This window comes from Calditrichota bacterium, from assembly GCA_013112635.1.
Lineage (GTDB): Bacteria > Calditrichota > Calditrichia > Calditrichales > J004 > JABFGF01.
Window position 1 is genome coordinate 248401 of sequence record JABFGF010000006.1, and the last position, 19989, is coordinate 268389.

The 19989-nt window shown below is 36.5% G+C and carries 19 protein-coding genes and 1 pseudogene; 6 read left to right on the forward strand and 14 right to left on the reverse strand.

Translation table 11 applies throughout. From position 1 onward, the window contains the following. The first annotated feature begins 13 nt into the window (after window positions 1-13). The 6 genes from HND50_16350 to HND50_16375 all read left to right on the forward strand — a co-directional run bounded on the left by HND50_16350 (window position 14) and on the right by HND50_16375 (window position 9117). Entirely contained in the window at window positions 14-2221 is a 2208-nt protein-coding gene (locus HND50_16350) for a carbohydrate binding family 9 domain-containing protein (protein ID NOG46815.1), read from the forward strand. A gap of 103 nt (window positions 2222-2324) precedes the next feature. After that, a complete protein-coding gene (locus tag HND50_16355) occupies window positions 2325-2741 on the forward strand; it encodes an Rrf2 family transcriptional regulator (GenBank protein NOG46816.1) in 417 nt (138 codons plus the stop codon). Window positions 2742-2782: 41 nt separating this feature from the next. Next, window positions 2783-4315, forward strand: coding sequence for an aldehyde dehydrogenase family protein (locus HND50_16360; GenBank protein ID NOG46817.1), 1533 nt, complete (start codon window positions 2783-2785; stop codon window positions 4313-4315). Window positions 4316-4412: 97 nt separating this feature from the next. Further along, complete coding sequence (locus HND50_16365; protein ID NOG46818.1) at window positions 4413-5252, forward strand: hypothetical protein; 840 nt, start codon at window positions 4413-4415, stop codon at window positions 5250-5252. Window positions 5253-5288: 36 nt separating this feature from the next. Beyond that, on the forward strand, window positions 5289-6335 hold the full coding sequence (gene lepB / locus HND50_16370) for a signal peptidase I (GenBank protein ID NOG46819.1): 1047 nt from the start codon (window positions 5289-5291) through the stop codon (window positions 6333-6335). Window positions 6336-6483: 148 nt separating this feature from the next. Next, the gene (locus tag HND50_16375; protein NOG46820.1) at window positions 6484-9117 is read left to right on the forward strand and encodes a BamA/TamA family outer membrane protein; all 2634 of its coding nucleotides are present in this window, start codon (window positions 6484-6486) and stop codon (window positions 9115-9117) included. Window positions 9118-9125: 8 nt separating this feature from the next. On the opposite strand, the gene HND50_16380 is transcribed toward HND50_16375, so the two are convergent. The 14 genes and pseudogenes from HND50_16380 to HND50_16445 form a co-directional block, all read right to left on the reverse strand. Then, window positions 9126-9428: a SemiSWEET transporter gene (locus HND50_16380; GenBank protein NOG46821.1), complete on the reverse strand. Its 303-nt coding sequence runs from the start codon at window positions 9426-9428 to the stop codon at window positions 9126-9128. Between the two features lie 370 nt (window positions 9429-9798). Next, window positions 9799-10170: pseudogene (locus HND50_16385) on the reverse strand (ADP-ribosylglycohydrolase family protein). Window positions 10171-10356: 186 nt separating this feature from the next. Then, window positions 10357-11052 carry a hypothetical protein gene (locus HND50_16390; GenBank protein NOG46822.1) on the reverse strand — a complete coding sequence of 232 codons (696 nt, stop codon included), beginning with the start codon at window positions 11050-11052 and terminating at the stop codon, window positions 10357-10359. Between the two features lie 172 nt (window positions 11053-11224). Beyond that, the gene (locus tag HND50_16395) at window positions 11225-11920 is read right to left on the reverse strand and encodes an NAD(P)H-binding protein (GenBank protein NOG46823.1); all 696 of its coding nucleotides are present in this window, start codon (window positions 11918-11920) and stop codon (window positions 11225-11227) included. 131 nt (window positions 11921-12051) lie between these two features. Next, window positions 12052-12381 carry a hypothetical protein gene (locus tag HND50_16400; GenBank protein ID NOG46824.1) on the reverse strand — a complete coding sequence of 110 codons (330 nt, stop codon included), beginning with the start codon at window positions 12379-12381 and terminating at the stop codon, window positions 12052-12054. 34 nt (window positions 12382-12415) lie between these two features. Further along, window positions 12416-12619 (reverse strand): helix-turn-helix transcriptional regulator, encoded by a 204-nt coding sequence (locus HND50_16405; GenBank protein NOG46825.1) that lies wholly within the window; start codon window positions 12617-12619, stop codon window positions 12416-12418. Between the two features lie 147 nt (window positions 12620-12766). Next, complete coding sequence (gene dacB, locus HND50_16410; GenBank protein ID NOG46826.1) at window positions 12767-14254, reverse strand: D-alanyl-D-alanine carboxypeptidase/D-alanyl-D-alanine-endopeptidase; 1488 nt, start codon at window positions 14252-14254, stop codon at window positions 12767-12769. 35 nt (window positions 14255-14289) lie between these two features. Further along, window positions 14290-15150, reverse strand: a complete 861-nt coding sequence (locus HND50_16415) for a hypothetical protein (GenBank protein NOG46827.1) — start codon at window positions 15148-15150, stop codon at window positions 14290-14292. Window positions 15151-15219: 69 nt separating this feature from the next. Then, the gene (locus HND50_16420) at window positions 15220-15468 is read right to left on the reverse strand and encodes a hypothetical protein (protein NOG46828.1); all 249 of its coding nucleotides are present in this window, start codon (window positions 15466-15468) and stop codon (window positions 15220-15222) included. Between the two features lie 185 nt (window positions 15469-15653). Next, window positions 15654-16112 carry a DUF4442 domain-containing protein gene (locus HND50_16425; GenBank protein ID NOG46829.1) on the reverse strand — a complete coding sequence of 153 codons (459 nt, stop codon included), beginning with the start codon at window positions 16110-16112 and terminating at the stop codon, window positions 15654-15656. 286 nt (window positions 16113-16398) lie between these two features. After that, window positions 16399-16680, reverse strand: a complete 282-nt coding sequence (locus HND50_16430) for a type II toxin-antitoxin system Phd/YefM family antitoxin (protein ID NOG46830.1) — start codon at window positions 16678-16680, stop codon at window positions 16399-16401. A 147-nt stretch (window positions 16681-16827) separates the two neighbouring features. Next, a complete protein-coding gene (locus tag HND50_16435) occupies window positions 16828-17256 on the reverse strand; it encodes a glyoxalase (protein NOG46831.1) in 429 nt (142 codons plus the stop codon). 212 nt (window positions 17257-17468) lie between these two features. Continuing rightward, entirely contained in the window at window positions 17469-19013 is a 1545-nt protein-coding gene (locus HND50_16440; protein NOG46832.1) for a hypothetical protein, read from the reverse strand. A 22-nt stretch (window positions 19014-19035) separates the two neighbouring features. Next, window positions 19036-19857: a hypothetical protein gene (locus tag HND50_16445; protein ID NOG46833.1), complete on the reverse strand. Its 822-nt coding sequence runs from the start codon at window positions 19855-19857 to the stop codon at window positions 19036-19038. Window positions 19858-19989: the final 132 nt, after the last annotated feature.

Sequence of the window (19989 nt, forward strand, 5' to 3'; positions counted from 1 at the left end):
GGAAACTTCAAACATGCATATATCTAAACTGATAATTTTCTCGCTTTTAATTTTCAATATTTCTTTTAGCCAAACAGATAACCATTTAAAAATTACTCGCATAAATAGCCCGGTTAATATTGATGGGAAAATCAACGAGCAAGAATGGCTGAATGTTAAGCCTGTTAAAATGGTAATGTTTTTACCGACATTTAACCAAGCCCCGACTGAGCAAACTGAAGTACGACTCGTTTATGATGATGAATTTCTATATGTCGCAGCAAACCTTAATGATCAATCGCCGGATAAGATTCAAATTACTTCTAATAAACGCGATGCCTGGAATTTAAGCAATGATATTTTTGGGATTATGATTGATACTTTTAATGATAAAGAAAATGGGCTTTGCTTTTATACAAATCCTGCCGGCAGCCGTTGGGATTTTACCGTTTATAATGATGCAAGTGGCGGATTTCCTGTCAATATTTCGTGGAATACTTTTTGGGAGGTTGAATCTTCAATTGATGAAAACGGTTGGAATGTTGAAATGCGTATACCTTTAAACAGCTTGCGTTTTAATGAAAATGAAGGCAAGGTTACCATGGGCATTATTCCCTGGCGTTGGATTGCCCGCAAAAATGAATCTTCAATCTATCCGGCAATACCAAATAAGTGGGGTTGGTGGAGCCAAATAAAACCTTCACAGGCTAAGGAAATTGTTTTAGAGGGAGTTCAAAGTAAAAATCCATTGTACATAGCACCATATATTTCCGGCGGTTTATCTAACGACAATGATTTAAATGATGCTGAAACCAAATATGTTCGCGATAACAATTTTAAATCGGATATAGGTCTTGATATAAAATATGGAATTACAAGTAACCTGACGATGGATTTAACCATAAATACAGATTTTGCACAGGTTGAAGCTGATGATCAACAAATTAACCTAACCCGTTTTTCTCTCTTTTTTCCTGAGAAAAGATTGTTTTTTCAGGAACGGGCTGCCATTTTTGATTTCCAATTTGGCGGTCCCAATCGTTTGTTTTATAGCAGAAGGATTGGTTTGGACGATGAGGGTATACAAGTCCCAATAATCGGAGGGGCAAGGTTGATAGGCCGTATTGGCCAATGGGATTTAGGATTCCTGGATATGCAGACATCAAAATCGGATTCGCTGCCATCGGAGAATTTTGGTGTTTTGCGCTTGCGGCGGCAGGTTATTAATGACAATTCTTTTGTTGGAGCATTGCTCACAAACCGCTACGGGAAAAATGGAGACTTAAATTCCGCAGTTGGTATCGACGGCATATTTAGAGTTTCTGAGGATGATTACTTTAGTGTTTCAATGGCACATACATATGAGACTGATGCAGGTAATGAAATTGGAACATTGGATCAAATGCGCTTTCTTACTTTCTGGGAAAAACGCAGGTTTGATGGATTTAATTATGAACTTTCATATAGTTTTGAGGGGGAAAATTATCGTCCCGGCATGGGATTCAGCACCAGGGAAGATTATTCCAGGATTGGTGGTGATTTAGGATATGGCTGGATTATGGATGAAAAAAGCTGGTTGCAAAGACATAATGTCTCTGTAAACTATGCAGCTTATCAGCGGAATAGCGATAAATCTATTGAAACAGCTGAATCCGAATTGGAATGGAATATAATTTGGAAAAATGGTTTTAATGGATCTTTTTCGGTGCAAATGAACTATGAAGATATTACAGATACTCTGGAGTTTTCTGATGATGCAGAGATAATACCCGGGAGTTATGATTTCTATAATTTTTCCGCCGGACTTGAATCACCAAGCGGAGAGTTGATTGGAGCAAATACGGGATTTACTATTGGTCGTTTTTATGATGGAACCCAGCTCTCTTTTGGTATTGAGCCACGATGGAATATCTCTGCCGATTTTTCTCTTGGGTTGGGCTATGAGTTTAATAAATTGGATTTTTCAAAGCGGAACCAGGATTTTACAGCTCATATATTAAGGTTACGCTCATCACTTTCTTTATCGACATCTCTCTCTTTAAGTGGGTTTGTACAGTATAACAGCGCTGCAAACCTTTCCATAACAAATGCCCGTTTGCGTTATAATCCTGCTGAAGGGAACGACTTGTACATTGTTTATAACGAAGATTTTAATAGTAAACGTCGCCGCGAATTACCTTATTTACCTCGTTTTAATAACCGGACACTTTTATTAAAATACACTTATACATTTGTAAACTGATTTTCAAATAAATCCAAATAAATGAAAAATAGTTTACTTTTCTCTTTACCTTTCTATTTTGATTTCGTAAATTGTTACCCTTAATGTAACAGATGGGAGTTAAATGGCAGCATCAAAAAAATTATCACTTGCAGTTAAAGCGCTTTATGTAATCGAGAGACATCTAAATGAACCTCTCTCCAGCAATCAGATTGCATCTGAACTTGGTGTTAATCCGTCAAAATTACGCCGCATACTTTCCCTGCTTGTAAAAAGTAATCTTGTGGAAAGTACTCAGGGAACAAGTGGTGGGTTTGTTCTAAAACGAGTGCCGGACACAATTAGTTTGCAGGAAATATACTGCTCCGTTGAAGAAAATAAAGCATTTTATTTGGATGTACATGATCATGAAGATTGCAATAGCTCATCATCAAAAATGAATAATTTTTTTTATGATTTGTTTGCCGATGTTCAGGTAGCGATTGAAAATAAAATGAGCCAGATTAGTTTAAAAGATGTTGTAGAAAAAATTGACAATTAACAATTAAAAAATTTCAATTATCAACTAAAAAAGGAACACATATGGATTTTCTTAAAACACTGGGTATCCAGGATAAAAATTTTGGCTGTTCAACAGGCCTTAAATGGCGTGATACAGCTGATCAGGGTGAGTTAAAAATTAGCTCTCCGGCCACGGGTGAATATATTGCTTCTGTTTACCAGGCTTCAGAGGCTGATTATGAAGAAGTAGTAAAAACATCTCAGGAAGCCTTTAAACACTGGAGAACAGTTCCAGCACCTCAGCGCGGTGAAATAGTTCGCCAGATTGGAAATAAATTGCGCGAATTTAAAGATCCGTTGGGTCGCCTTGTTTCTTATGAAATGGGCAAATCTTTACAAGAAGGTTGGGGTGAAGTGCAGGAAATGATTGACATTTGTGATTTCGCAGTTGGCCAGTCACGGCAGTTGTATGGTTTTACAATGCAATCAGAAAGACCAAGCCATAGAATGTATGATCAATATCAGCCACTTGGTCCGGTTGTTACTATTTCTGCTTTCAATTTTCCGGTTGCAGTTTGGGCCTGGAATGCTATGATTGCTGCAGTTTGTGGTGATACAAATATTTGGAAACCAGCTTCTAAAGTGCCTTTGACAGCCATTGCCTGCCAGAATATTATCAAAGATGTATTAGTAGAAAACGATATTCCTGAAGGAGTGTTCAGCCTGATAATTGGTAAAGGCTCTACAATTGGTGAGAAAATTTTACATGATAAACGCATTCCTTTGGTTTCGCTTACCGGATCAACACCAATTGGTAAACATGCCGGTGAAGTTATTGGTGGTCGCCTCGGCAAATATATTCTTGAACTTGGTGGTAACAATGCAATTATAATGTCACCGGAAGCGAATCTTGAAATGGCCTTACCATCGATAGTTTTTGGCGCGGTTGGAACTTGTGGACAACGTTGTACATCAACACGCCGTGTAATTATCCACGAATCGATTTATGATAAAGTAAAAGATTCATTGGTTAAAGCTTATGGTGGACTAAAAATTGGAAATCCATTGGATGAAAATAACCATGTTGGACCATTGATTGATAAATGGGCTGTTGAGGATATGCAGGCTGCGTTGAGAAAAGCTAAAGAAGAGGGCGGCACTATTCTTATTGGTGGCGAAGTTCTTGAAGGCGAAGGCTATGAATCCGGTAGTTATGTTAACCCGGCAATAGTAGAAGCTGAAAACCACTATGAAATCGTTCAGGAAGAAACTTTTGCTCCCGTATTATACTTGATAAAATACAGCGGCGATATCAATGATGCCATTGCATTACAAAATGGTGTTGTTCAAGGATTGTCTTCTTCTGTTTTTACAAATAATATGCAGGAAGCTGAAACTTTCCTTTCTCCATGGGGCAGTGATTGTGGTATAGCCAACGTCAATATCGGTACTTCCGGTGCTGAAATTGGTGGAGCATTTGGTGGTGAAAAAGAAACCGGTGGTGGACGTGAATCTGGTTCTGATGCATGGAAAACTTATATGCGGCGTCAGACAAACACCATAAACTATGGCGCTACTTTGCCATTAGCGCAAGGTATTAAGTTCGATATTTAACAAGAAACAGAATTAAGATAAGCCTTTCGGATTATTCAAAATCTGAAAGGCTTTTTTTATGGTTTTCTCTAAAACATCTTTTTTTTAGATTAGTACCATGCTTAAACTACTTTTTATCTCTGCACTTTTATCAATTTTTCTTTTTTTTACATTTTGCAATGGGCAAAATAAATTAAACAAGTCCATTATCGATAAAAATAATGCCCGGCAAATGGAACTCCCCAAAAAGCTTAAAGAAGTTTCCGGCATTGCCTTTTCAGCAGATGGACGATTATTTGCCCACGACGATGAACGCGCGGTTATTTACCAAATCAATCCACAAAATGGTAATGTAATAAAAGCATTTTATTTTGGAATGCTGGTTAAAAGAGGAGACTTTGAGGATATTGCAATTGTTGGGAATGATTTTTATATGGTGACTGCCAATGGCATTATTTATCGTTTTGAAGATGGGGATGATGGTCAACAAGTTGATTATACTCCTTTTCCAACCCATTTATCCACAGGTAATGATGTAGAAGGTTTGTGTTATGATCCTCAAACTAACTCGCTTTTACTGGCACTTAAAGGAAATCCTGGAAATGGATTCGGTAAAGATAAAAAAGCCATTTATAGTTTTTCTCTAAAAACAAAAGAACTTGATAAAAATCCCCGCTTTATCCTCGACAAAAAAGCATTAAAAAAATACTCAAAAGAAAATGATTTCGCTCCTTCAGGAATAGCCCGTAATCCTGAAACAGGAAATTTCTTTGTGATCGCATCAAAGGGAAATATTATAGTTGAGCTAAACAAACAGGGTTTTGTGGTTAGTGTTTCACAACTTGATGGGAGAGCGCATTACCAACCAGAAGGAATTTCTTTTCTTGATGAAAAGACACTGTATATCAGCGATGAAGGAAAAAGGCGAGGGAAGTTAACTATGTATAAATTGGATTAAATTAATTCAATATCTTTTTAGCAGGATAGGATAGATGTGAATCAGGTTGTTAAGAACTATTCCGGATTTTGGATTAGGGTGTTAAGTACCTCCATAGATAGTGTTGTAATATCAATACCCACAACTTTGGGATTAATTTTATTGTCAATAATTACGCGCCAGTTTGTTTCATCGGAGCTTTTCTTACAAATCACACTTTTTATTTTTCTGCCAACCTCAATTCTTGTTGGCATTTTATATTTTGCATGGTTTAATGCTGAGGGCAGGCAAAGTTTTGGTAAAAGATATCTTGGACTTAATGTTGTAGATAAAGACTTTAAAAGCATTTCCTTGCGAACGAGCTTCAGAAGATCGATTTTTATATTTGTGGATTCAATTTTCCTTAGTATTGGGCATTTATTTAGTTTTTTCTCAAAAAGGAATCAGACGGTCCATGATATAATTACAAAAACTTATGTGGTTGATAGTGAACGAAAAAACAGATCTGTAGGAAAGTATTTTTTAATTCTCATTACTACTTTTACCATAAATTATTTAAATACGTTTTTGCTTGAAAATTATATTGAAGCCTATACCATACCAACAGGCTCTATGGCTAATACGGTGCAAGTTGGTGACTTTATTTTTGTAGATCAGGTTGCAGGCGACAAATATATTCCAAAGCCAGGTGATGTTGTTGTTTTTAAGTATCCTGTAGATAATCATTATTCATATATAAAAAGATGCATAGCAACAGGTGGGCAGACCATAGAAATAAGAAATAAAAAAGTTTTTATTGATGGCCAACCATTTCCCGATGAGGATTTCACTAAATTTGTTGATAAAAAAACCATGCCAAAAACAGCAAAATTAAGTTACGCTCATATTTTTCAGAATATGGGCAGCCGTGATAATTTTGGCCCGCTAACAGTTCCAGAAAATCATTATTTTATGATGGGTGATAACCGTGATAATAGCTTGGATAGTCGTTATTGGGGATTTGTCAGCCAGGAAGAAATAGAGGGAAAAGCCGGAATCATTTACTTCTCATGGGATTATGATTATTCAATTCGATGGGAAAGAATTGGAATACTTTTAAAGTAGCAGATGGGCAAATACAAACAGTTCAACTGCAATAAAAAGATGACAAAGAAGGCAAATTAACCAATAATATTTTAGATTAGCCTCACACATCATTCAAAAACAATATTTTTATATGTCCCTTTTTTCAAGAAAAAGAAATATCAAATTAGTGGTAAAACTGCTTTTGATTTTCGCCTTTCATAATGGTGAAAAATTAATTGCCCAACAAGCTGAAAATAAAATCCCGGCCATAAGGTATGAAAGTGTTATTCCCGGAGAGGAGTATGCTGCAGGCCCTGTTTTTAGAATTTTCTTTGGAGATCATTGGCGTGAATTATGGACAACCTCAATCAGGGTTCCGGTTATTGATTTGCAAAAGTTTGCCGGAGGATTAACACCGATAAAAACCGGTGGAGGTTTCCAGACAAAGTCACTTCATTTTAAAGGGGCTGATGGCAAATTTTATAAATTCCGGTCCATAAACAAAGACCCCCAAAAAGTTCTTCCTCGTGACTTAAGAGACACTTTCGCCGCAGATATAGTTCAGGATCAAATCAGCACATCACATCCAATTTCGGGAAAGATAGTAGCTCCATTATTAAATGCAGTTGGTGTGCTAAATGCAACCCCTTCAATTATTGTACTTCCCGATTCGCCAGATTTAAAAGAATTCCGGGATGATTATAAAAACTTACTGGGCACAATCGCCGAAAACCCAAAAGATGAAACGGATCCGGAGATGATATTTGCCGGCGCGGATAAAGTTGTAAAGCTGTACAAAATTTTTGAGAAGCTGGATGAGGATAATGATAACCAGGTAAATAATGCTGAATTTTTAAAAGCACGTTTAATGGATATTTTTCTTGGTGATTGGGACAGGCATTTTGGGCAATGGAAATGGGCGCGTTATAAAAAAGGTAAAAAGAAAATCTGGCAACCAATTCCTCGTGATCGCGACCAGGCTTTTGCCCGCTATGATGGTTTTTTCCCCTGGATAGCAACTTTGGCCGTGGGGCAAATAGAAGGCTTTGATGAGGATTATAACCAGATGAATGATTTAACCTGGGCCGGAAGGTTTTTAGACCGCCGTATTCTGATGTCCGTTAACAAAACGGTGTGGGATTCTGTGACGACTTTTGTACAGTCCCGTTTGACGGATGAATTAATTGAGGGAGCTGTTAAAACAATTCCAGAATCATGGTTTAAAAAACAGGGGGAATTTTTAATAAATGCCCTGAAAAAAAGGCGTGATAAACTTAATGAAGCATCCCTTGAGTTTTATAAATTAATTAGTAAATATGTCCAAATAAAAACAAGTAATAAAAATGAATTTGCTTCTGTAAAACGGCTGGATGATCAGCGTGTTCATGTGGCTATTTATAAGCGCAGCAAAAAAACTGGAAACAAAAAAGGAAAACCTTTTTATGATCGTGTTTTCCACAGCGATGAGACAGCAGATATTAGGATTTATCTGCAAGGTGGCGATGATAAAGCAGTTGTTTCAGGCACGGTTGATGAAAGTATTGAAGTAAAAGTAATTGGTGGAAGTGGAAAAGATGAATTAATTGATTCATCACTTGTTGAGGGTTATTCTCTTTATGTTTTGCCTTTTTCTGATGCTGAAAATAAAACATTTTTCTATGACGATGATGATAATACAAATTTCATATTAAATGATGGTACAACAATAAACAGAGACAAACCAAAACCATTAAAAAAATATGTAAAAGGTGATAGGTTTAATGAAAAATATGAGCCTCCTGTTCGTGATTGGGGGCATGACTGGAAACCATCAATCTGGTTTGATTTAAATCGCGATGATGGGCTTGTTCTTGGAGGTGGTCCCGTTTTATTTCGGCATGGTTTTAGAGCAGATCCATATGTTTGGAGAATGTCTTTAAAAGCAGGCTATGCAACAAAAACACAAAAATCAAGAATCGAATATGATGCTAAATTTACTGAACTGATAAAAAACTGGCTGGTCTCATTTAATGTGGGTAAGAATGAGTTAGCTTATTCACGATTTTATGGTTTAGGGAATGAGCGAAAACTGGAATACGACCCGGAAAGTAATTTTTATCGAATAGGTGCTGAATTTTTACACTTTGGTCTATCAATGCAACATGATTTAAACCATAATTTCAATTTGGAAATTAAAACCTCCTTCAGGAAAACAAATGAATTAAGCGGGGAAAAATCGATACTTGAAACTGATGATTTTAATGGTGAAGAGGGAACACGCCAGATGTCATTTGCTTTGGGATTGAATTATGATTCCCGTGACAGTGAAAACTTTGCCAAAGATGGTTTTTTTATAAGGACGCTGGCAAGCTATGCACCAGATTATGTTGATAACAAAAATAAATTTACAAAACTTAAGTTTGATGGCCGCTTTTACTTTACACCTGAGAATTTTCCAATAACTTTTGCCCAGAGAGTTTATGCGGAAAATATCTGGGGTGATTATGATATTTATGATGCTGCAATTTTAGGTGGAACGAATATTTTACGTGGCTTCTCCCGCGAACGTTTCTCCGGCGATGCTGCAATTATGGCGGGGGCAGAAATAAAAATGCCTGTTGCCAAACTAAATATAATAATCCCGGGTGTATTAGGTTTTTCTGCACATGCTGAGACTGGCAGGGTATTTTATTCCAAAGAAAATTCTTCGGATAAATGGCACCCGGCAGCGGGTAGTGGCGTGTGGGTGTCTTATCTTCAGGAAAGTTTAATTTTAAATTTTACTTTCTCCGCTTCAAAAGAAACAAAACATATTTATCTAACAACTGGATTTATGCTTTAGTTTTTCTTTTATGTAGCTGGATCGGTTTTTGTATTTCTATCCTTTTTTAGTTGGGAACTACGATTTTTATATTTGATAATGAGAAAGAGTATCGTTGAAGTAAAAATCAAAGTTACACCGTTTGAAAAGATTATGGGCAAATTTCCAATTATAAGCCCGTAAATTAGCCATAGAATAACACCGCTTACTAAAACTGAATACATTCCCAGTGATAAATCATTGGTGTTTTTTGTCTGGATGGTTTTTATTGCTTGCGGTAAAAAAGAGATGGTAGTTAAACCTGCTGCGACTAACCCAAGTATTGTAATCATATTATTCTTTGTATTGATCTATTTTGCGAATTGAAAATAATTTCACTGTATTATCTGCACTGGCAGTTACAATCCATTCACCATTGTGACTATACTGCTGTTGTGAACATCGTCAGTGTGTTCGGAAATCTCTTAATTAAAGTACTAATCTAAATCCAAAAACAGGAAGTTCTTCTTGCATGAAATCTAAATCTTTTGCTCGTTTAAACCCCAAAGTCTCATACATTTTCCAGGCGATCTGCATAGATTTTGTTGTATGAATAATTACATGTTTATTTCCATCCTGTCTTGCTTTGGCGATACATTCCAGCGTAAGCAGTTTGCCGATTCCCTGTCCACGGGTTGAAGGATCGACAGCTAATAACCTGAATTCATTTTTAAAAACAAAATCAATTGTTTTTGATAAATTGCTTGGATTGCCTTCTCCCCAAATACTGGGTAAATCCGGTTTTCCCCAATCGGCCCGTGTGTAAAATTTTCCGGTTTTAATCTCGCCGATATTTCCAATTTTATCCATTTCTGTAACTAAACCGGTCCAATTTGCAATTAATTGTCCTAACCAAAATCCATGTAGTTTATTGTGGTAATCAAATCTTGATATAACGATATCAGTTGATTGTGGCGTGTAATCTTTATATTCCAGATTTGAGTCAAACAATGTCTTTCTTTTTTTCTCATTACCATTTAAGGTTAATGATGTAGAAATTGAGAAAATAACTGCTAAAAGGAATGTGTTTATCATTAATTTTACTTTTATTTGTGAATAAATGTTAATGGTAGCGCAGAAGAAAGTTACCAAAATAATCAATAAATAGGAGAGAATTTAATTTGTTGGTGAAGAATTTAGATTTATTAGTGAGGAAATTTGAGCAGTTTTATATGACTAAAAGGAGGCGATAGCTTTTTTGACCGCCTCCATATAAATAAATTATTGGTTGACTGTACTAATTGACTTAGCACTATTCTGAATTGATGACTTTGGGAAACCAGAAATTGTTGGAGAGGTTCCGTCTTCATCATAGAATAGACGTCCGTCTCCATTGCCAATCCAAATACCACCAGGGTTACCAAAATTGTCCAACATTAAAAGCGCACTGTAATAATTAAGAATGCCTGTAGATGACATTCTTCCAGAGTAAACTACCAAAGATTTTGCTGCATATCCTTGAGCGCTTATATCTAACTCTGCAAAAACAGTAAACTCATTTGAGTTGCCTACAATATAACCACCAATGCCTGTACCTGTTTCCGGACCGTTTTGATAATCAATACTTACTTTCAGACTATCGTTATTTTGTTCGTAAAACCGGATAAAGTAATCGGCAATTGTGTCTCCCACAGCATAATTATCATTTATCCTGTTTGTACTTACCATTACAAAAGGGGATGCCAAAAATGTTCCTTCAAAAATGGGTGGATTTGTACCTTTATGAATAGGCATGCCTAATTCTGATATTTTTGCTAAAATGGAATCCGGGACAAAGTTAGCAATATCGTCTGTTAAGTCATCACCACCCAAAATAGGATCACCACCACCACTTGATGAACTGCTGCAATTTGTAATAAACAAGACACTTGATAATACTAATACTAGTTTAACTATCTGCAACCTAATCGTATTCATTAATCCGCTCCTTATGTTTGTGTTGCTTATAAAAATCAAAAAAATTCATTTTAAGAATGGTTAATCATTCACTGAATAATAGTCGTAAAAAAAAGCTTTTCCTTTACACTTTCCGTGAAAGAAAAAGGACAGTTTTAAATTTTTGCAAGATTAGTTCAAAAGCAACTTTTTATTATTTCTCAACTTTGTTTTCAAGTGCAGAATGCGCCTTACAACTGACAATTGCCGGAGCTTCATGAATAAGCGTGTCATTTTCCAGAGCGGATACCATAAACAGGGCAAAATCTATACGGCGGGTAATATCACTTTTTAAAATAGGGTCGCCAATGTGCCGGCTCCACATGGGTAAACCCTCACTTTCACCTTCTTCAAGACTGCTGCCACGTACTGCAGTCCAGCGTGTTTTACTGGCAAAAATACGCTTGAAAGCTTCGACCTGATCATCAAGTTCTACTAGGCGAAAAAAACGCCCGAATACACCAAAGACTTTTAATAAGGATTTGAAACTCCATGAGTAAATATCCTTGCCATCCATGGTGATATGCCAACCACAGGAGAATATTAAACGCGCCCCGGGTTGTGCAAAATCAAGAACGGCCTGGGCTGTTCCGGAAGAATATTGCTGAACGCCCCAAGGTATCAACACCACGAGCACACCATCACATCCGGAAACAGCTTTTTTGATAACGTCGCGGTCATTCGTTGCTCCGGGAATTATGGTGATACGACCTTTAAACTTATCCAGCTTATTAACACTTTTTTCACGGCAAACGCCAACAACTTCATAACCCTTTTCAAGCGCGTGTTGCACCATGTATTGCCCAAGCTTGCCGGATGCTCCAACGATACAAACTTTTTTTATACTCATTGCTTTGCCAGGTTTTTATGAAATAATTATGAAAGCGGAATGTAAAACGTAAGGTATAAAAATTCTTTGAGGAAAAAAAATGGTCTGATTATTAGTCAGACCATAATCAAATGAAGTGGATTGAATGTAGCCTACTCTTTTAAAAAGACGAAAATGCCGAATGCACCCCTGGAGAGTAAGGCGGTTGAAAGAAGCGTGTGAAACCAGTTAAGTTGCGGCAAGGAAAAATAAAGCAGTGCCATCACGGCACCCATTGCGATGGATTCGAGTGAGCCGGCTTTATACATTAGCTGCATTTCTCTCTCATCCACTTTTGGGCTCATTGTGATAGCCATACCTACAAAAAATAAAGAGAGTGCCCACAGCCCCATATCACCAAAAAACCAGCAAAGAGTGAACAGCAAAACGGCTGTGATAATTTCGATGCTAAAAAATAAAATATAATTTCCTCGAATTTTCATAATTACCTCTTGGTTGGGTGAATAGTAAAATTGGTTATTGAGTGTCCTCATCAAGAACAAATATCTCATCCACGGTTGTTTCAAAATAGCGGGCCAATTTGAGCGCCGTCATTACTGATGGTACAAATTTTCCTTTTTCAATAGAATTGATTGTCTGCCGGCTTAGCTCGACCGCATCGGAAAGCTGTTGCTGAGTAATATCCTTTTTTGCGCGCCATATTTTTAGACTATTTTTTATTTTCATATTTCCATCGGTTTCAATTAAACACGACATAATGTAGCTTATGTTTTACTATATGTTAAGTAGGTTTGACATAATAATGCAATATTGTGCAAAAAATGGATAATTTAAGATGATCGTTTAATAAGAAGGAGGAAGGCTGTTTTATTTATTTTCCAAAATTGCTTTCTTTGGGTATTCCGCAATTAAATCCAAAACTTTGTCGGTGATTAATTCGGTTTCACGGCTACTACGCAGATGGCCATTGATTAAGAATGAAAAAACTATTTCCTCGCCGGCGTCTGTTGTAACATAACCGGAAAGTCCGCGGACATTTGAGATTGTGCCGGTTTTGGCCCGCACATTGCCTTCTGCTTTTGTGCCTCGCATGCGCCGTTTAAGTGTGCCGTCTACACCGGCAATCGGTTGGATTTCTTTCCAGGTTTCCCAGTGTTGGCTGTTTCGCATTCCTTTTAGAATTTTGACGATCTGGCGCGGGCTTATAAAATTATAGCGGGATAATCCAGAGCCATCACGATAGGCGTATGTTTTTGGTTCAATGCCAAAATCTTCTAATACTTTTTCAACCACTTCTTTGCCGTTGCCGAAAGAGCCCAAGCCGCTTTGTTGCCAGCCCATAGTTTTAACCATAGTCTCGGCATACATATTTTGGCTGCGCTTCATCAGACCTTTTAATATTTCTTTTAAGGGCGGCGACTTGTGTATTGCCAAAAGCTGTAGCTGTGTTGAATCTGCCTCAAAGCCCTCAATATCGTCACAATCCAATGCTTTGCCGCTTACAAGAATCCCTTTATCTTGCAAAGTTTCTTTCAAAACAGTTGTATAAAAAAGTGTCGGATTAAATATGGATGGAGAGCGCTCTAATGTATCGTTGCCGATGTGCACTAATCCTGAGATGATTAAATCATTTGTGCCAAAAGGCCGGTTTACACTTATGCGTGTTCTGCCGGAATCAGTGGCGGTAGTTTTGTTGATAATTGAAAAATAACTGCTGGGTACATTGGGGATTATTTCTACCGAATCCTGCACAGTTGCCGGTTGCACAATGTATAAATCCACATAATTTTCATTAAACTGCAACGCACCCGATTCCGCGGAATACCAGCTGTCCAAACCACTGTGCGTCCAGCCCATGCCATAACCGTAATCATCAAAAGCATTGTCATCGCCGATGATATTACCCTCAATTTTAGTGATGCCAATTTGCAGCAAAGTATCGGCCCAGTTAAAAAAAGGCGTACGCGAATCATCAAAAAAACGAGTGTAAAAAGTAGGATCCCCATTTCCTTTTACGATCAAATCGCCTTTTAAAACAGAGTCTTCAATTTCACCTTTATAATAAAGCCCACTCTCAAACATGAAATCCGGCCCAAGGGTGATAAGAGCTGCAGCCGATGTTGGGATTTTTTCATTGGAAGCAGGCATAAACATTTTGTCGGCATTTTGCTGATACCAGATTTGGTCATCATCCAGAGATTGGATTAAGACGCCCCAATGGGCATGGGCAAACAAAGAATCCTGAAATTTCTCGTCAATCAGACTTTGCGTCTCTTCATAGGAATAAAACTTGGATGTGCTTGTACAGGCGTTGAAAATTAGTGCTATTATGAGAAAGAGCAGGGTGTTTTTCATTTTCAGTTTTCCTTAAAGAAAGGGTTGTGCTTTTACTATTTAAACAATTTACTTCTAATATCATTGATAAAATCAGCTTTTACCCAGTAGAAATCATGATCTCTGCCAAAGAAAAGATATTTCCCATCAGGAGTAATAAAGGGACTTGTTTCATTCTTTTTTGTGTTAATCTTATTTCCAATATTTTGTGGAACAGTCCAGCTGCCATCCTGTTTTTTAAATATAACATATAAATCTTTTTTATAGCTTTTTGGGGGCCGTGCAGCAAAAATCATTAAACTATCATTTGGGTATACAAATGGATGTGAGCCTTTAGTATGCGGATTTAGTCTTTTTGATTTCGTATATAAATCATTTTGAAATTTATATTGAATGAGTCCTGAATCATAGGCATTTCCGTTACTTGCAAATGTTATTGCGTGAATTGCTTTTTTTGATGCTATCTCTGTAAAGGGTTTTGGCTTTCCCCAGTTTCCATCTTGTCTCTCAGAAACCCACATGTTTGAAGGTAGAGATGAACCTTTTAATGGCCGCATAGAACTAAAATAAATCTTTTGTCCGTCTGGAGAAAAGCAAGGTTCGCCCTCAACAAATGAACTTGAAAAAGGAGCTATATAAGGCTTGCTCCATTCGCCATTTTTAGACTGTTTAACCAACATGATATTACCATGCCTGGCAAAAAGCATTTCCTTTCCGGAAGGGGATATCTCGAAATTGAATTCATCTTCACTTGTTGAAATTGAGCCGGCGCCAAATTTGATTGGATCTTGTTGAGGTGGTTTTTCTCCCATATAGTTACAGGAATAATTTTGCATCAAACTTTCTGACCCGTTTTGAGCAAAACAGGTAAAATAGAAAGAAATAATTATTAGGAAAACGGTTAAAATATTCTTCATTTCATTAATCCTTTATTGGAAAACAAAGGTATGTATTAAAGTTTCAATGAGATTACTGATTTTTTTATTCTATTTGTCTTCATTCTCTGCATCCAGTTCTTCAACTACAGAGAGGATCCAACGAATCACTTTGTCACTAAGATATTTTGATAAGCGGGCTTTTCTTTGGGCCGTTTTTAATATATTTATATTTTTATAACCCATCTTTTTTTCAGTGGCGCGCTCAATATAATCACCCCATTCTTCTTCGGAAAGCTGGTCAAAAAGATGGTGCATCATGTCTAAATCATAAGGATCCGATAAATCGTATTCTGCCAATGTATAACTCCTTTAAAGTCTCAATTCCGGTTTTTATTATGGGGTATTCGTATGGCTCATAATTTGTATTATTTGAAGATAAAATCCTAATCTACCTTTACGGTTGAGAAGGGATTTTGTTATCAGGGATGTAAAAAATATAATTGTAAAACTAAGAAGATTTGGAAGAGTGGTTTTGTGTAAATTTATTTTTTGGGCAGCTTTTTTCGGATATAAATTTCTTTCTCTACGATTGCCACGATATCATTATCTGTATCTTTTATTTCTAACAAAAATTTTGGAAGATATTTCTCGCCGTTTTTTGTATTGTCTTTGATTTCCTGAAGATTTTCATTAGAGATTTTTATGACAGACGATACTTTTTTTTGGGTGGCTTTAATAAATTTGATGCTGGCCGATTTATCCCAAACCAGGTACTCCTTTCCAAGCAATCGCATTAAAAGAAGCATTAAATGTGGATCAACCATGGAGTAAAGGCTGCCGCCAAAGTGTGTGCCAACAGCATTGCGGTTATACCAGCGACAGACCATTGAGACGTGTAGCTCTTTCCAATCTTCAGCGATATACTCAACTTTTACACCTGCTCCAAGATAGGGCGGATATAAATTGATAATATGTTTAAAAAGTTTGGACGAAACATTCATTTAAATAAAATCCGGATCGGTTTGTTTTTTTGGGCATAATCAATATTGTTGGCATGTTTCAGGATTATTTGGCTACTTTTATAAATCTTCTTTAGACAATAGTTGTTTTCCGTGGCGAACTGTTAAGACTAAGGAACTATACGACCTGTTTTTGGAAACCCCGAAACTTTGTCAACTGATTCAAAAATTGAATCAATCTATTTTAACACTGCAGATGGTTTGTCTTGAGAAATATAATCAGCAATCTCAGAGATTCGTACTAATGAAAGGGGAGACCAGATAATTTTCATCCGGAATATCTTTCATGTATTCTTTTTCTTGCCTCTAAATGCCCAATTCCTTTTCCTTCATCAAGCTGTTTTTCGGCAAGTTGCACATCTTGAAGAATTTCAATTTTATCAAGTAATGATTGATATTTTTTTACATCCAACAGAACAGCAGAACTTTTTCCATGTTGTGTTATTATTAAAGGGCGCTGTGTTTCTTTTACTTGTTTTACCAAAGCCGCTGTATTTGCACGGAACTCAGACAACGGTTTTATATCTTGCTCAAGATTTATTTGTCCCATAAAACTCCTTTTAAAATATCCTTTTTATCGTTCTTTAAAGTGTACAATTTTAAAAACAGTTTTGCAAGAAAAAGAACAAAAATATATGTACCATGTGAATGAAGGCTGTCGCCAAATGAGTACCAACCGCGTGGTGGTTGTATTTACCTATTGATCATCAAGCCAGGGATTGTAGCTCCCAAAATTCCAGAGCTGCCCTTGCGGATCTCGACACGAAAAAACCTTACCCCCATAATCTTCTTCTTTGAGTTGAATCTCGATTTTCCCACCGGCGCTTTTTGTTTTTTCATATAAAGCATCTATGTCATCAACAATAATATAGGAGCTTTGTGTGCACGGACTGCTCTCGTTTGCCGGTGGTTGTACAAGTGCTCCATATTCATCTTCAGCCGCTGAGCCGAGCATAATCATTCCATTTCCGAAAGTAAGTTGGGCATGTATGATTTTGCCTTCATCACCAGGTACTACAAGGTGTTTCTTGAAGCCAAAAACCTTACAGAGCCATTCGATAGCAGATGAAGCATCGTTGTATCGCATGGTGGGAATTATTGTTGCAAAGTTCATGTTTTCTGACATGTTTTCCCTTTTTTTTTACTTACAGAATTCTCAGTCTTGCCCACGAAAAGTAGACACATTATTTGTTAATTATGCACAAGCCTTCTCAAATTCCATTAGACTGATATAACCAATTGCTGAATGCCTGCGCTTCCTGCTATAAAATATTTCAATATACTCAAATGTTAAATAAAACCGATTTGAATAGAGGTATATTACCTATTAGTAAAATTTTATTCATCCCAACCACCTTCATGATAAAGTGTTTGGATTTCATCTTCTGTTAAGGCACGATTATAAATTCGTATATCATCAATTGCGCCGTCAAATGGTCGTATACCACCAGAGGAGTTTCCAATTATAATTGGTTTATTATTGTTTATATTAATCTCAGTATCAGTACTTTTTATATTTTCCAATACTCCGTTGATATAGATTTTCATATTTACACCATCATAAGTTGCTAATGCATGTAGCCAAAAATTTAAAGGAAGTGTATCACTCAAGACTTGAATATCATTAATATTAAATTGGATGTTTGAGGTGTTACTGTTTATCGCCAAAATTAAACGATCAGCTACCCCTTCATGATAATCAATAATTCTTGGGTATGAACCATTAAAAGAATGAATATAAATCCAACTGCTAAGTGTAGTTTGCATCGAAAGATTATTTATGTCTTGATTGACATTTTGGACAGTAATATTATCATCGACACCATCAAACTCGTATGCTGATATGGAATTACCGAACCTATCTTGTGTAAGTATAGGCCCATTAACCATACAATTATTTTCATTTCCAGAAGCATCAATAGAATTACCATTAAAAGGATAATAAGCTAATAAGCCATGAACAGGAGTTTTAAAACTATAGGATATTATATTTGAATATACAGAAGAAATGCTATTTTGTACCGCTTTAACCCGATATTGATAATTACCCATTTCAATAATTTGATCAGAATATTGAAAAGAATTTTCACTCAGTTGGACAATTTTGATGAAATTTTCTAAATCTTTTTTTCTTTCAACTATGTATTCTGTTTCAATAGTGCTGTTATCCTGCCATTCAATTTCAAAAGAGTTTGAATATGGGTGGACTATTTTTAAATTAGTTGGACTACCCAATCCTGAATATTCAGTAGTAAGTGTAACCCAATCAGATTCAAAAGATGTGTTGTAAGCTTTAATACGATATGACAGATTTAGAGGTGTCGCAGGTTGGCCCGTTATTGCATCAAAATATGATTCTAAATCAGCAGAAATATCTGCAATTTGTGTAAAGCCACTCCCTTCATCTTTCTCAATTTTATAACCGTCTTCATGGTTGCTTTTATCTTTCCATTCAAGGCGGATTCCCTGCAATTCAACTGAGACCAGTAAAACATCCAGTGGTTTTTCTAAACCGGTAGAGTTAAAAACATATTCTTTTTCGGGAGAGTAATCCGTTTTGTATTTACCCTTTTCAATTCTGATCCGGTACGTATAGATACCGTTAATTTCCGGATCAAATAATGTGTCGGCCAAGGTTGCCTGAGATAGCATCTTGAATCCAATCGTTTCATAAGCGACAGCCGATTTACGCTCAAGGATAATAATATCGGAGCTGCTATAAGCATGATTCAGGGTTAATACAATTCCTTTTTCAGAATCGAATTCAATTGCAACAATGTTGGGTGTGTTTTTTAGATCATCATCGCTATTAACTGGATTGTCCCATTCCCGGCTACAGCCAAGAAATATTAATGCAGTAAAAATCAATGTTAAATATTTCATTTTTATCGCTCCCTTATTACAATTAAAACTGTATTGTAACAGCCAAACCAATTGTATCACCTTTTTTAATATATGGAGAAGCCATATAGCCTGGAGGAATTTTTGAGTCGTCATAGAATTTCTTATATATAAAATAAAAAAGAGCTGATGTGCCAACAACAATAGTGCTTATAGTGGTAATCTGGTCGAAACTTTTCGTGTCTTCCTTAAAGCCGTTTGCTTTATTGGCTGTAGTAGCGGCTTTGTATTTATCATAAGAATCTTCAGCTTTGAAAAATGAAAAAGTACCCACACCAACTGAGGCCAAGGCCGCAAATCCTGAAATATAGAGCGGTGTTTCAGATATCCCTTCCACAGCAGGCATCATTTCAATGGCAATTTCTTTTAGGATAGGAAGTAGTCCGTCAACTGCACCTTTAAAATTCCTATTAAAAGATTGTTCAATCCTGCTGGTCTCAACATCTATTAGGGAAACATCAACTGTCCAGGTACTGCCTACTTTTCCGATACTTCCCGCTATCATTTTTTGAACGTTTAAAATTTTTCCGGCCTGAATTGCGCACTCTGTGGAAGTACATCCTGTTTGTTGAAAGCCTTGCTCTTTTAAAATAGATTCCATTAACTGTCGTTCAAGAACCACAAAAGCCCTTGTCTTAACAAGTTCACCACGAAACCGATCTGTTAAAGGCCAGGTTTCAATACTTGTTAATCCACGGCCATCGAAAGTAAGCACAGCAACCTGTGGTATTTTAGGATTATCTTGGGCTGAAAGAAAAGAATTAAAAATGAGAAATGAAATAGAAAGAATTAGAAACATTCTAACAAATACAGTTGATGGCTGCATAGTTTTCTCCCTGGTATAATCAAAGTGGTTGGATAATCATACAATATTTCCCAGAAACTTCAAAATGACCTTCGACACATTTAAATGAAATTATTTTTTGCGAGAATTTGAACCAGTGTTTAAAAGCATAAC